At 73.4% G+C, this 12,994-nt stretch carries 10 protein-coding genes and 1 tRNA gene; 6 read left to right on the top strand and 5 right to left on the bottom strand.

Translation table 11 applies throughout. From position 1 onward, the window contains the following. Positions 1–69: 69 nt before the first annotated feature. Together ABEE00_RS12765 and ABEE00_RS12770 are read right to left on the bottom strand one after the other, a co-directional pair. Positions 70–1,626 (bottom strand): sugar ABC transporter ATP-binding protein, encoded by a 1,557-nt coding sequence (locus tag ABEE00_RS12765; protein ID WP_345745518.1) that lies wholly within the window; start codon positions 1,624–1,626, stop codon positions 70–72. Positions 1,627–2,012: 386 nt separating this feature from the next. Next, a complete protein-coding gene (locus ABEE00_RS12770; protein WP_345745519.1) occupies positions 2,013–3,008 on the bottom strand; it encodes a helix-turn-helix transcriptional regulator in 996 nt (331 codons plus the stop codon). A 93-nt stretch (positions 3,009–3,101) separates the two neighbouring features. Between ABEE00_RS12770 and ABEE00_RS12775 the strand changes: the two genes are divergently transcribed. Further along, positions 3,102–3,926 (top strand): NmrA family NAD(P)-binding protein, encoded by an 825-nt coding sequence (locus tag ABEE00_RS12775; RefSeq protein WP_345745520.1) that lies wholly within the window; start codon positions 3,102–3,104, stop codon positions 3,924–3,926. Between the two features lie 140 nt (positions 3,927–4,066). Here the strand turns inward: ABEE00_RS12775 and ABEE00_RS12780 are convergent. Next, positions 4,067–4,140 (bottom strand) — tRNA-Pro (locus tag ABEE00_RS12780). A gap of 197 nt (positions 4,141–4,337) precedes the next feature. Between ABEE00_RS12780 and ABEE00_RS12785 the strand changes: the two genes are divergently transcribed. The 3 genes from ABEE00_RS12785 (at position 4,338) to ABEE00_RS12795 (ending at position 7,158) form a co-directional block, all read left to right on the top strand. Then, positions 4,338–5,684, top strand: coding sequence for an NAD(P)/FAD-dependent oxidoreductase (locus ABEE00_RS12785; RefSeq protein ID WP_345745521.1), 1,347 nt, complete (start codon positions 4,338–4,340; stop codon positions 5,682–5,684). A 221-nt stretch (positions 5,685–5,905) separates the two neighbouring features. After that, on the top strand, positions 5,906–6,070 hold the full coding sequence (locus ABEE00_RS12790; RefSeq protein WP_345745522.1) for a hypothetical protein: 165 nt from the start codon (positions 5,906–5,908) through the stop codon (positions 6,068–6,070). Next, positions 6,046–7,158 (top strand): glycosyltransferase family 2 protein, encoded by a 1,113-nt coding sequence (locus ABEE00_RS12795; protein ID WP_345745523.1) that lies wholly within the window; start codon positions 6,046–6,048, stop codon positions 7,156–7,158. The genes ABEE00_RS12790 and ABEE00_RS12795 overlap by 25 nt, the downstream gene beginning before the upstream one ends. An 89-nt stretch (positions 7,159–7,247) precedes the next feature. Here the strand turns inward: ABEE00_RS12795 and ABEE00_RS12800 are convergent, their stop codons facing one another. Further along, on the bottom strand, positions 7,248–8,684 hold the full coding sequence (locus tag ABEE00_RS12800) for a lipase maturation factor family protein (RefSeq protein WP_345745850.1): 1,437 nt from the start codon (positions 8,682–8,684) through the stop codon (positions 7,248–7,250). A gap of 95 nt (positions 8,685–8,779) precedes the next feature. On the opposite strand from ABEE00_RS12800, the gene ABEE00_RS12805 reads away from it, so the two are divergent. Continuing rightward, positions 8,780–11,347, top strand: coding sequence for an excinuclease ABC subunit UvrA (locus ABEE00_RS12805; protein ID WP_345745524.1), 2,568 nt, complete (start codon positions 8,780–8,782; stop codon positions 11,345–11,347). A gap of 77 nt (positions 11,348–11,424) precedes the next feature. Next, a complete protein-coding gene (locus ABEE00_RS12810; protein ID WP_345745525.1) occupies positions 11,425–12,702 on the top strand; it encodes an FAD-dependent monooxygenase in 1,278 nt (425 codons plus the stop codon). Between the two features lie 31 nt (positions 12,703–12,733). Here ABEE00_RS12810 and ABEE00_RS12815 read toward each other — a convergent pair whose 3' ends face one another. Next, on the bottom strand, positions 12,734–12,940 hold the full coding sequence (locus ABEE00_RS12815) for a hypothetical protein (protein WP_345745526.1): 207 nt from the start codon (positions 12,938–12,940) through the stop codon (positions 12,734–12,736). Positions 12,941–12,994: the final 54 nt, after the last annotated feature.

The following is a 12,994-nucleotide window of genomic DNA, read 5'->3' on the forward strand; positions in this document are numbered from 1 at the left end:
GGGGAGAGCCGCGCACCTGACACTGACGTAACCTCAACTGTCCCGCTGCCAGGGGAAGTTGAGGAATCGTCACGCCTCTCCCGTGGGCTTCCCTCCCGCGACGGCGAGCCGCATCACCGCGTCCTGGCCCGCCTCCTCGGCGGAGAGCTCCCCGGCGATCCGGCCCTGCGCCATCACCAGCACCCGGTCGCTGATGCCCAGCACCTCCGGCAGGTCGCTGGAGATCATCAGCACTCCGCAGCCCGCCGCGGTCAGTTCGTTGATCAGCCGGTAGATCTCCACCTTGGCGCCCACGTCGACGCCCCGGGTCGGCTCGTCCAGGATCAGCAGCCGCGCGTCGGCCAGCAGCCAGCGGCCGATCACCACCTTCTGCTGGTTGCCGCCGGAGAGCGTGCGCACCGGCTGCCCCAGCCCGCTCATCCGCACCCGCAGCCGCTCGGCGACCCGCTCCGCCTTCTCGCGCTGCGCCGCGCGGTCCACGAGCCCCGCTCTGCGGTCCCTGCCCTGGCGGGCGAGCACGAGGTTCTCCCGCACGTCCGAGTCCAGCACCAGACCCTGCCCCTTGCGGTCCTCCGGTACGAGGCCGAGCCCTGCGCGCATCGCCGCCCGCACATCGCCAGCGGGCAGCGGCCGCCCCGCGACCTCGACCGTGCCCGCGGCGTACCGGTCCACCCCGAAGACCGCCCTGGCCACCTCCGTGCGGCCCGCGCCGACCAGCCCGGCCAGGCCGACCACCTCGCCGGCCCGCACCTCGAAGCCCACGTCGTGGAAGGAGGCGGCCGGCGCCCCGTCGTCGTGCCCGTCGGCGCCCGGCCCCGCGTGCCGGGTCAGGCCCCGTACGCGCAGCAGCGGCTCGCCCAATTCGCCGCACTCGCGCGGATACTGCTGCCCGATGTCGCGGCCGACCATCAGGCGCACCAGCTCGTCCCTGTCGGTGTCCGCCGGGACCTCGGCCACGCTGCGGCCGTCCCGCAGCACGGTCACCCTGTCGCCGAGCGCGGCGATCTCCTCCAGGTGGTGCGTGATGAACACGATGCCCACGCCCTCGTCGCGCAGTTGCCGCACCAGCCCGAAGAGCCGGTCCACCTCCTCCGAGGTGAGCGCAGCGGTGGGCTCGTCCATGATCAGTACGCGGGCCTCCAGGCTCAGCGCCTTGGCGATCTCCACCAAGTGGAGCTGCGCGATGCCCAGTTCGCGCACCGGGGTCGTGGGGGAGACCTCCAGGCCCACGCGCCGGAGCACCGCGCGCGCGTCCTCGGTCATCCGCGCCTTGTCGACCAGGCCGAAGCGGCGCGGCTGGCGCCCGAGGAAGACGTTCTCGGCGACCGTCATGCCCGGCACCAGGTGGAACTCCTGGTGGATGGTGGCGATCCCGAGCCGCTCGGCGTCCTGCGCGGAACGGATGCGCACCTCGGCGCCGTCCACCGTGATCCGCCCGCCGTCGGGACGGTGCGCGCCGGACAGCGCCTTGATGAGCGTGCTCTTGCCCGCGCCGTTCTCGCCGAGGAGCACATGGACCTCGCCCGCGCGCAGTTGGAAGTCCACGCCGTCCAGGGCCCGTACGCCGGGGAAGGACTTGTGCAGGCCCTGCACGCCGAGCAGCGCGGGGGCCGTGGTCGCTGTCATGCTCCTCCGCCGATTCCGACGGCTTGGCCGGCCGCCCGTGTGTCCCGTGTGTGTTCCCGTGTCCTGTGTCGCCTGTCGCGGACATGTAAGCCAGGGCGCCGTGAGCGCGTCAAGGTGCAGGGGCGGGGCGGCGTACGGCCCGGCGCCCGGCCGCGTACCCCCGCGGGCCGCTCAGCCAGGCTGCGGCACCGCGGCCTCCCGGAGCAGCGGCTCCCACCAGGAGCGGTGGGCGCGCTACCAGGCGACCGTCCGTGCACGTGGTCGTCCACGTGCAGCCAGTCCCGCACGTGCTGCCCGTCCTCCTACAAGGGCCGTACGAGGTGTGCGGCGCCGCGCCGGGGGTGCAGGGCGGCCGCAGAACCTGGACCTCCGGAACGCGCGGGCCCCTACGGAACGTGCCCCAGCCCGTCCCGCGTGCGCTCATGCGCCGGGCGCGCGGCCCTGGACAGGCGCGCCGCCAGTGTCCGCACGCGCTCCACCAGCTCGGGCGGCTCGTGCACGTCGAAGTCGAAGCCGAAGGCGGCCACCCACACCACGAGATGGTCGAGGCTGTCCGAACCGATGCGCACGAGGCAGTGGTTGCCGTCCACCGGCTCCACCGTGCCCAGCGTGGGCGGCACTTCCTCGGCCACCTCCTGCGCCGAGCCGTACAGCGTCAGCACAGCGCGGTAGCGGAAGCCCTCCGCGGCGCCGCCCGGGGCCAGGAGCTCCGCGAGATCGCCCTCCGGCAGCGGGCGCGGCGCGAAGCGCGGCCCGTTGGGCACGCGCAGCGTCATCCTGTCCGCCCGGAACCTGCGCCAGTCCGCCCTCCCCGTGTCCCACGCGAAGAGATACCAGCGCCGCCCGTTGTGCACGAGCTTGCAGGGCTCCACGTCCCGCACGCTCCCCTCGTCCTCGTACGACACGTAGTCGAAGCGCAGCCGCTCGCGGTCGCGCACGGCCGAGGCGATCGCGGTCAGCACGGACGGATCGACCGTCGGCCCCGCCGCGGGCAGCGTGACCAGCGCGGAGCCGATCGTGCCGACCCGGTGGCGCAGCCGCGGGGGCAGCACCTGGTCCAGCTTCGCCAGCGCCCGTACGGAGGTCTCCGCGATGCCCGTGACCCCGCCGCCCGCCGCCGTACGCAGGCCGAGCGCGACGGCCACGGCCTCCTCGTCGTCCAGCAGCAGGGGCGGGAGCGCGGCGCCGGCGCCCAGCCGGTAGCCGCCGCCCACGCCGCCGGTCGCCTCGACCGGGTAACCCAGCAGCCGCAGCTTGTCCACGTCGCGCCGCACGGTGCGCGCGCTCACCCCGAGGCGGCACGCCAACTCCTCGCCCGGCCAGTCGCGTCGGGCCTGCAGCAGGGCCAGCAGCCGCAGCAGCCGCGCCGATGTCTCCAGCATGGGGAAAGCCTCGCACCGACCGCGGACAGAAGGTGACCGCGATCGCTTCTAACGTCGGTCGCACAGTCGGTCACACACCGGACGGAGATCGCCATGACCATCCTTGTCGCCGGAGCCACGGGCACCGTAGGACGCCCCCTCGTCGAGCGGCTCGCCGCCGCCGGACACGCGGTGCGCGCCCTCACCCGCAACCCGGGGAAGGCGGACCTGCCCGCGGGCGTCGACGTGGTGGCGGGCGACCTGGCGGACACCGCGAGCCTGGAGAGAGCCTTCGACGGGGTCACCGCGGCCCACCTGATCAGCTTCGACGGCGCGGACTTCGCCCCGCTGGCCAACGGCGCGGAGATCGCCGCGCTGGCGGAGAAGTCCGGGGTGCGCAGGGTGACCGTCCTCAAGGGCGACGTGTCCAAGAGCCCCTTGGAGGAGGCGCTCGAAGCGGGCGGCATGGAGTGGACCCGCCTCTCCCCGGTGGAGTTCATGTCGAACGCCTGCGAGTGGGCGGATTCGGTACGCAGCGAGGGCGTGGTCCGCGAGGCGTTCCCCGAGGCCAGGAGCGCGATGATCCACGAGGCGGACATCGCGGCCGTCGCCGCGACGGCGCTGACCACGGAGGGCCACGCGGGCCAGGAGTACTGGCTCACGGGCCCCGAGGCGCTCACCGCCCCGGACAAGGTCCGCGTCATCGCCGAGGTGCTCGGCCGCGAGATCCGCTACGTGGAGCTGACCCGCGACGAGATCATTGCCCAGTGGCGCCGGGAGGGTTACTCCGAGGACGACATCGCATTCTTCGTGGCAATGCGCACGAATCCGCCCGAGGCGGGCCGCACGGTGCTCCCCACGGTCGAGAAGATCACGGGCAAGCCGCCGCGCACCTTCGCGCAGTGGGTGGAGGAGAACGCGGGGATGTTCGGGGGCTGACCGGCGACGTCCGCCCAACGGGGCGGGATGCGGTCCGAGTTGGGTGCGCTCGTACGCCCAGGGGCTGAGCCCGGCCCGCGTACACACGACCGAGGGCCGGTCTCCTTGATCAAGGAGACCGGCCCTCGGGTTCTTCGCTGTCGGGACGGCGGGATTTGAACCCACGACCCCCTGACCCCCAGTCAGGTGCGCTACCAAACTGCGCCACGTCCCGGTGCCCGTCCGGCTCGGGGCTGTCCCCTCGCCGCTCGCGCACAAAGAACAATACATGACGTGCGGGGGTGCTCGCTCCCACCCCCCACACGCCTCCCAGCCCCTCCCCACCGGCTTCCCACCTGGGGGTTTGCCGATCAGGGGCACGGGAACCACGGGAGACCTGTCCGTGCAGGCCCCCGAGCACTGGAGTCGGATGTGAACCGGTCCCGCATAGTGATCGTCGGCGCCGGGTTCGCCGGATACCAGGCGGCGCGCACCCTGTCCCGCCGTTACCGCGACGCCGCGGAGATCGTGCTGGTCAACCCCAACGACTACTTCCTGTACGTGCCCCTGCTGCCCGAAGTCGCTGCGGGCGCGCTGGAGCCGCGCCGCGTCTCGGTCTCGCTGGCCGGCACGCTGCGCGGTGTACGGCTGGTGCTCGGCGAGGTCGGTTCGGTGGACCTGGAGGGCCGCACCCTCACGTACACCGACCCCGAAGGACGCAGGGGAGAGCTCGGCTACGACCGGCTGATCCTGACCGTCGGCAGCGTGAACAAGCTCCTCCCGATCCCCGGCGTCGCCGAGCACGCGCACGGCTTCCGCGGCATGCCGGAGGCCCTCTACCTCCGCGACCACGTGAGCAGGCAGATCGCGCTCGCCTCGGCCACCGACGACCCCGCCGAGCGCGAGGCGCGCTGCACCTTCGTCGTAGTCGGAGCCGGCTACACCGGTACCGAGGTCGCCGCGCACGGCAAGCTGTTCACCGACGCGCTGGCCCGGCAGCACGGGAAGGCGCGCGGCGGCTGGCTGCGCGACGACGCCAGGCCCCGCTGGATGCTGCTCGACATCGCCCCGCGCGTCCTCCCCGAGATGGACCGGCGGCTGTCCGACACCGCGCACCGCGTGCTGCGCAAGCGCGGCGTTGAGGTCCGTACGGAGATGTCGGTGAAGGAGGCCACGAACGAGGGAGTGCTCCTGGACGACGGGGAGTTGGTGCGTACGCACTCGCTGATCTGGTGCGTGGGCGTGCGGCCCGACCCGCTGGTCGAGGACCTGGGGCTGCCCACCGAGAAGGGGCGGCTGTGCGTGGACGAGTACCTCCGGGTGCCGGGTCACCCCGAGGTGCTGGCCTGCGGTGACGCGGCGGCTGTACCCGATCTGACGAAGCCGGGGCAGTACACGCCGATGACCGCGCAACACGCGTGGCGACAGGGCAAGACCGTGGCGCGGAACGTCGCCGCCTCCCTCGGCCACGGCCAGAAGCAGCCCTACCGGCACCGTGACCTGGGGTTCACCGTGGATCTCGGCGGCATGCAGGCGGCGGCCAACCCCCTCCACGTGCCGCTCTCCGGGCCGCTGGCCAGCGCCGTCACCCGCGGCTACCACCTGGCGGCGATGCCGGGCAACCGCGTGCGGGTCGCCGCCGACTGGCTGCTGGACGCCGTACTGCCGCGCCAGGCCGTGCAGTTGGGGCTCGTCAGGTCGTGGTCGGTGCCGTTGGACACGGCTTCGCCCGAGGTGGCGCATCGGCCGGGGGAGCGGCAGAAGGCTTCTTCGGGTTAGGGGGGCGGCCGTCTCGGCTCCGTATGGCCGCGTGATGCCCCGTGGGGGTGAGCGAGTTGTCCACAGCTCGCTGGTCCTCCACAGGGAACGGCCATGATCATCGCGGTGTTCGGCGCCCTGCCTACCTTCGTTCCGTGACCTCCGGACCGCGGCGGTCACGGCCACGGCCACGGTCGTGGTCACGGGATGAGAGGGGAGGCGGGGCGCCGATGCTCGGAGGGATGCCCGTCGTCGGGTTCAGCATGCTGGTGTACGGGGCGGTGGGGGCGCTCGCGCTGCTGCACCGCGGGTGGGCGAGGGCGCGCAGAAGGCTCGTACGCGGCGGTGGTCCGGCCCTCGCGCAGCGGGGGAGGGCGGCCGCATGCGGCGCAGCGGCGTCACTGTGATCATCCCCGCGCACGAGGAGGAGCGCGGGCTGCCCGCAACCCTCGACTCGGTGCTGCGGCAGACCCTGCCGGCCGAGCGCGTGATCGTCGTCGACGACGCCTCGACGGACCGCACCGCCGAGGTGGCCCGCGCGTACGGGGCCGAAGTGCTGCGCCCGCCGGCCAACTTGGGCAGCAAGGCCAGGGCGCAGAACTCCGCGCTGCCGCACTGCACCACCGCCCTCGTCCTCGCCGTCGACGCGGACACGGTCCTCGCGCCCGACTACATCGAGCGCGTCGTCCCCGCCTTCGACGACCCTGAGGTGGCGGTCGCGGCGGGCACCGTGCAGACCCGCTTCACCAGGACGGTGTGGGAGCGCGGCCGCTCGGTGGAGTATCTCTTCGGCTTCCACTGGCACCGGCCCATCCAGGCCCTCACCGACAGCCCCATGGTGTGCAGCGGCTGCTGCTCGGTCTTCCGCCGCGAGGAGCTGAGCGCCGCGGGCGGCTTCCCCGTCGGCACGATCGTCGAGGACATGGACTACACCTGGAGCCGCCAGATCGCGGGGCGGCGGGCGAGATATGTGAGCGGGGCCGTGGCCTGGGCAGCCGACCCCGAGACCCTCACCTACCTCAGAAAACAGGTGTGGCGCTGGATGGCGGGCTTCTGCCAGAACGTGCGGCGGCACGCGGGCCGGCTGCTGCTGCGCAAACCCCTGCTCGCCCTGTGGGTGCTGCTCGCGCTCCTGGAGATCCTGACGGCCCCGCTGTGGTGGGCGGCCCCGTTCGTGCTGACCCTGGGCCTGGGCAGGCCCGTGGGCGACACCCTCGGCTGGTGGCTGGGAGCCGAAGTGCTCTGCACCCTCCCGCCGTTGGTGTACGCGGCCCGCAGACGCGGCCTCAGCCTGTGGCGCGTGCTGCTCAACGTCCCGTGCGTCTACCCGACCAAGCTGGTCAACCTCTGGTACGCGTGGAAGGCCCTGGTGGTCGAGCTGATCCTGGTGCCGCTGCGCCTGTCCCGGGGACTGACGGTGTACGAGAAGGGGCGCGGGCCGACGGCGATAGCGGGGGCGGGGGCGGGGACGGTGGTGCCGGCGCCGGTGGCTTAGGAGGCACACGGGGCGTGAGGGCGCGGCCCTCCCACCGGGGCTCTGCCTCCGCGCGAAGGGGCAGCCTCATTCCCGCGCGCCCCGGGGCCTCATTCCCGCTCGGCCCGCACCGGCGGCAGGAACTCCCTCACGTAGGTCCGGTGCCACCAGGCGCCCGTCTCGCGGTGTTCCTGCCGCGTGGTGAAGCGGTAGCGGTAGAGCAGCGCGCGGACGTGGGTGGGCGGAGCGTCGGGGAAGGGGTTGCCGCGCAGCAGCCGGAGGGTGTCACGGTCCCCGTCCAGCAGCCGCACGACGAGCGGCCTGAACCAGGAGCGCGCAAACGCGGGAGAGAGCGCCGCGAACCACATGAGCCAGTCCAGCCGCAGGTGGTAGGGCGCGAACTGCCGGGGGAGCCGCCGCACATCGCCCGGCTTGCCCTTGAACTCGTAGGCCCGCCACTCGGCGTCCTCGGTCAGCCGCTCCGCGCGGGTGCCCTCGAGGACGATCTCGTGCCTGACCCGGGTGACGTTGCCGAAGGCGCCGTAGGTGTTGACCAGATGGAGGGGGTTGAAGGAGCGGTTCATGCTCTGTTCGCGGCTGAGGAGGTTGCGGGTGGGCCAGTAGCTCAGCACGGCGACGAGGAGGGTGACGGCGCAGACCAGCACGGCGTACCAGAGCGGCGCTCCGGCGTGTGCCGCCTGCCCCTCGGGGGCCGCGGCGTCGGGGAGGCCCAGCACGGTGAAGTCCACGGCGGAGAAGGCGAGGACCATGGTGAGCCAGTTCAGCCAGGCGAAGTTTCCGGAGGTGACCAGCCAGAGCTGGGTGACGAGCACGACGAGCGCGGCGACGGTGGCGACGGGCTGCGGGAGGAAGAGGCCGAAGGGGACCAGCAGTTGGGCCACGTGGTTGGCGGCGGTCTCGACCTTGTGCAGCGGCTTGGGGAGGTGGTGGAAGTGCCAGCTCAGCGGCCCCGGCATCGGCTGGGTCTCGTGGTGGTAGTAGAGGCAGGTGAGCTCGCGCCAGCAGCGGTCGCCGCGCCACTTGATGAGCCCGGCGCCGAACTCCACGCGGAACAGCAGCCAGCGCAGCAGGATCAGCATCGGCAGCGGCGGCGCGACCTCGGCGTTGCCGAGGAAGACCGCGAGGAATCCGGCCTCCAGCAGCAGGGACTCCCAGCCGAACGCGTACCAGCGGCCGCCGACGTTCACGACCGACAGATACAGCAGCCACAGGAGCGCCCACATGGCCATCGCGGCAGGCAGCGGTACGGCGTCCGCCGCGCCCGCCGCGACGGCCGCGGCCAGCGCGGCGCCGGCCCAGGCGCAGCCCGCGAAGAGCCGGTCCGAATAGCGCCAGTGGAAGAGGCTGGGCGCCGCGCGGAAGGGGATCCTGCGCACCAGGTCGGGCACGGGGGTCATGCCGTTCTCGCCGATCAGCGCCCGGAACTGGAGCGCCGTCGAGAGGAAGGCGACCAGATACACCCCGGCCAGGGCGCGCTGCAGCACGAGCCTGCCGAGCCAGTAGCCGTCCGCTGTGAACCACTCCATGGCGGCCATGGGTACCACCGTGAGCGGCACGGCATGACCTCGGCAGGCCCCCTGACGGAAACGTGACCCATGTGCCCCGTGTGACCATTGGTTCCATGGACGAGGACGCACCGGTGGACGGGCTGACGGAGGGCGTGGACGGGTTCGTGCGGGTGCGCGGCGCGCGCGAGCACAACCTGCGGAACGTGACGGCGGAGGTTCCGCGCGGGGCGCTGGTGGCGTTCACGGGGGTCTCGGGCTCGGGCAAGTCCTCGCTGGCCTTCGGCACGCTGTTCGCCGAGGCGCAGCGCCGCTACGTGGAGTCGGTCGCCCCGTACGCGCGGCGGCTGATCCAGCAGGCGGGCGCGCCGGACGTGGACGAGATCACCGGGCTGCCGCCGGCGGTGGCGCTGCAGCAGCGGCGTTCGGCGCCGGGCGGGCGGTCCTCGGTGGGCACGGTGACGCAGCTTTCCAACTCGCTGCGGATGCTGTTCTCGCGGGCCGGTGCCTATCCGGAGGGGGCGGAGCGGCTGGACTCGGACGCCTTCTCGCCGAACACGGCGGCCGGGGCCTGCCCGGAGTGCCACGGCCTGGGGACGGTGCACCGGGTGACGGAGGACTCGCTGGTTCCCGACCCCTCGCTGAGCATCAGGGAAGGAGCGATCGCGGCCTGGCCGGGGGCGTGGCTGGGGAAGAACCTGCGGGACATCCTGGACGCGATGGGCTACGACATCGACCGGCCCTGGGGCGAACTGCCGCGCGCCGACCGGGAGTGGATCCTCTTCACCGACGAGCAGCCGGTGGTCACGGTGCACCCGGTGCGGGAGGCGGGGCGCATCCACCGGCCGTACCAGGGCACGTACCAGAGCGCGAAGCGGTATGTGCTGCACACCTACGCGGGTACCAAGAGCGCCACGCTGCGCAGGCGGGTCGAGAACTTCCTGGTCAGCGCGGACTGCTCGGCGTGCGGCGGTCGGAGGCTTCGGCCCGAGGCGCTGGCGGTGACGTTCGCCGGGCGCACCATCGCGGAGATGGCGGCGCTCCCGGTGGGCACCCTCGCCGAGGTGCTGCGTCCCATCGCCGAGGGAGGTGCCGAGGGCGGGGCCGAGGTTGGCGACGGAGGTGAACGGCCGTCGGGCGGCGGGGAGTCGAGCGCCGCGCACGGGGTCGCGGTGACGCTCGCGCGTGACCTGGTCGCGCGCATCGGGGTGCTGACGGAACTGGGACTGGGCTATCTCAGCACCGGGCGTCCGACGCCGACGCTCTCGCCGGGGGAGTTGCAGCGGCTGCGGCTGGCGACGCAGTTGCGGTCGGGTCTGTTCGGGGTGGTGTACGTGCTGGACGAGCCGTCTGCCGGGCTGCATCCGGCCGACACCGAGGCGCTGTTCACCGTGCTGCGGAGGCTCAAGGCCGCGGGCAACTCGCTGTTCGTGGTGGAGCACGACATGGCGCTGGTCCGCCGCGCCGACTGGCTGGTGGACGTCGGCCCCGGCGCGGGCGAGCACGGCGGCGAGGTCCTGCACAGCGGCCCGGTGGAGGAGCTCGCGCACAACGAGCGCTCGGCGACCCGGCGGTACCTCTTCCCCGAGGGGCGGCCCACCGGGGCGCGGCGTGTCCCGCGCAGCCCGGCGCCCGGGCGGTGGCTGGAGCTGTCCGGGGTCACCTGTCACAACCTGGAGGGGCTGGACGCGGCGTTCCCGCTGGGGCTGTTCACCGCGGTCACCGGAGTGTCGGGTTCCGGGAAGTCCACGCTGGTCAGCCAGGTGCTGGCGGATCTCGTGGGGGAGCACACCGGGTCGCGTGCCGGCGGGGCGCCCGAGGACGAGGGCGAAGAGGAGGAGGACGCGGTCGCAGCCGGTTCCCCGGGTGCGACGGTCGCCTCGGTGAAGGGGCTGGACGCCGTGGACCGGCTGGTGCGGGTGGACCAGCGGCCGATCGGGAGGACGCCGCGGTCCAACCTGGCCACGTACACGGGGCTGTTCGACGCGGTGCGGAAGGTGTTCGCGGGGACGGAGGAGGCGCGGGCGCGGGGGTACAAGGCGGGGAGGTTCTCGTTCAACAACGCGCCGGGGCGCTGTCCCACCTGCCAGGGTGAGGGCTTCGTCGCCGTGGAACTCCTCTTCCTGCCCGGCACCTATGCGCCCTGCGACGACTGCCGCGGCGCGCGCTACAACGCCGAGACGCTGGAGGTCACCTACCGCGGCGCGACCATCGCCGACGTGCTCGGGATGACGGTGGACCACGCGGCGGAGTTCCTCGCCGACGTACCGGCGGCGGCGCGCGGACTGCGCACCCTCCAGCAGGTCGGCCTCGGCTACCTGCGGCTGGGCCAGCCCGCGACCGAGCTGTCCGGCGGCGAGGCGCAGCGGATCAAGCTGGCGGGCGAGCTCCAGCGGGTACGCCGCGGCCACACGCTCTACCTGCTGGACGAGCCCACCACGGGCCTGCACCCCGCCGACACCGAACTCCTCATGGAGCGGCTCCACGGGCTGGTCGAGGCGAGCGACACGGTGGTGGTAGTCGAGCACGACATGAGCGTGGCCGCGGGCGCCGACTGGGTCATCGACCTGGGCCCCGGCGGCGGTGACCAGGGCGGAAAGGTCGTCGCGGCCGGTACGCCCGAGGAGGTCGCGCGCGGCGGAGAGGGCGCGACGGCGCGGTACTTGAGGGCAACCATGGAGTGACGCCCGTCGTCCTCCGTTGCGGCGGCGGCGGCGGCGGCGGCGGCAGCAGCAGCAGCGGCGACGATCCTGGAGGGCCCATGACCCATGTGCTGATCATCGGCGGCGGGATCGCCGGTCCCGTGACCGCGATGGCGCTGCGCAAGGCGGGCATCGGGGCCACGGTGTACGAGGCGTACCCGGTCGGCGCCGATGACGTCGGCGCCTTCCTCGTGCTGTTCAACAACGGGCTCGAGGCGCTGCGGACCATCGGCGCGCACCAGCCGGTGCTGGACGCCGCGTTCCCGGCGGGGAGCGTCGAACTGTTCTCCGCCGAGGGCGAGTTGATCGCCGAGCGACCGGCCTCCGGAACCCGCGACGAGGACGGCGCGGGCGTCCTCGGCCCGCACACCCTCAAGCGGGCCGCGCTCTACCGGGTGCTGCACGACGAGGCGGCCCGCCGCGGCGTGGACGTACAGCACGGCAAGCGGCTCACCGGCGCCGAGACCCTGCCGGACGGCCGGGTGACCGCCCGCTTCGCCGACGGCACCTCGGCCACGGGCGACCTGCTCCTCGGCGCCGACGGCCTGCACTCCACCGTGCGCGGACTGCTCGACCCGCACGCGCCGCGCCCCCGCCACACCGGCCAGATCACGGTGTGCGGTTACGCGCGGGGCCTGAGCCCCGAGCTGTCGCCGGCGGTCGGCACGTACCGGATGCTCCACGGCAAGCGCGCCTTCCTCGGCTGCACGCGGGCGCCGGACGGCGAGGTGTGGTGGTTCGCCAACACCCCGGGCGAGGAGATGAGCAGGGAGGAGCTCGCCGCCGTCACGGCGGGGGAGTGGCGGGAGCGGCTGCGCGCCCTCTTCGCGGAGGACGGGACCCCGGCCGCCGCGGTCGTCGGAGCGAGCGGGGAGGGCATCGTCGGGAGCAACGCGTACGACATCGCCCGCACCCCCGTGTGGCACAGCGGTCCCCTCGCCGTGCTCGGCGACGCCGCGCACGCCGCGGCTCCCAACGCGGGTCAGGGCGCCTCCATGGCCATCGAGGACGGCGTCGTCCTCGCCAAGTGCCTGCGCGATCTGCCGCATCCGGAGGGGGCGTTCGCCGCGTACGAGCACCTGCGCAGGGAGCGGGTGGAGCGCCTGGTACGGCAGAGCGCGCAGTTGAACGCGCACGCCGTGCACGGTCCGGAGAGGGCCGCGCCGGAGAAGGCCGGTCCGGGGAAGTCCGTGCCGGAGGAGGGCGTCCCGGAGGAGCGCGCCGCAGGGGAGCGCGCCGCGGGGGACAGGCCGCCGGGTGGCACCAGCACCTGGCTCACCCACTACCGCATCGCCTGGGACGAGCCCGTCGCGCCGGCACCCCTCAACCGCCCATGACCCAGCCGTCGCCGGCTCAGCCGTCCCCGGTTCAACCGTCCTCGACCTTGTCCGAGGCCGCGCCCACCGCCACCCCCAGCACGAGCAGCACGATCCCCGCGTACACCTCGTACCCCGACAGGAAGCCGACGCGGTGCACCAGGGTCCACAGCGAGAACCAGCCCACGAAGTGGTGCACGAGCGCGCCCGCGCCCTGCGCGATCAGCACGAACGAGACGAACCCCAGCAGTGACTTCATGCCGGGGACGCTACGGAGGCCCCGCCGGCGCGCGGGTCGGCCGAAGGTATGCGG

It is taken from the genome of Streptomyces odontomachicola, from assembly GCF_039605595.1.
Classification (GTDB): Bacteria; Actinomycetota; Actinomycetes; order Streptomycetales; family Streptomycetaceae; genus Streptomyces.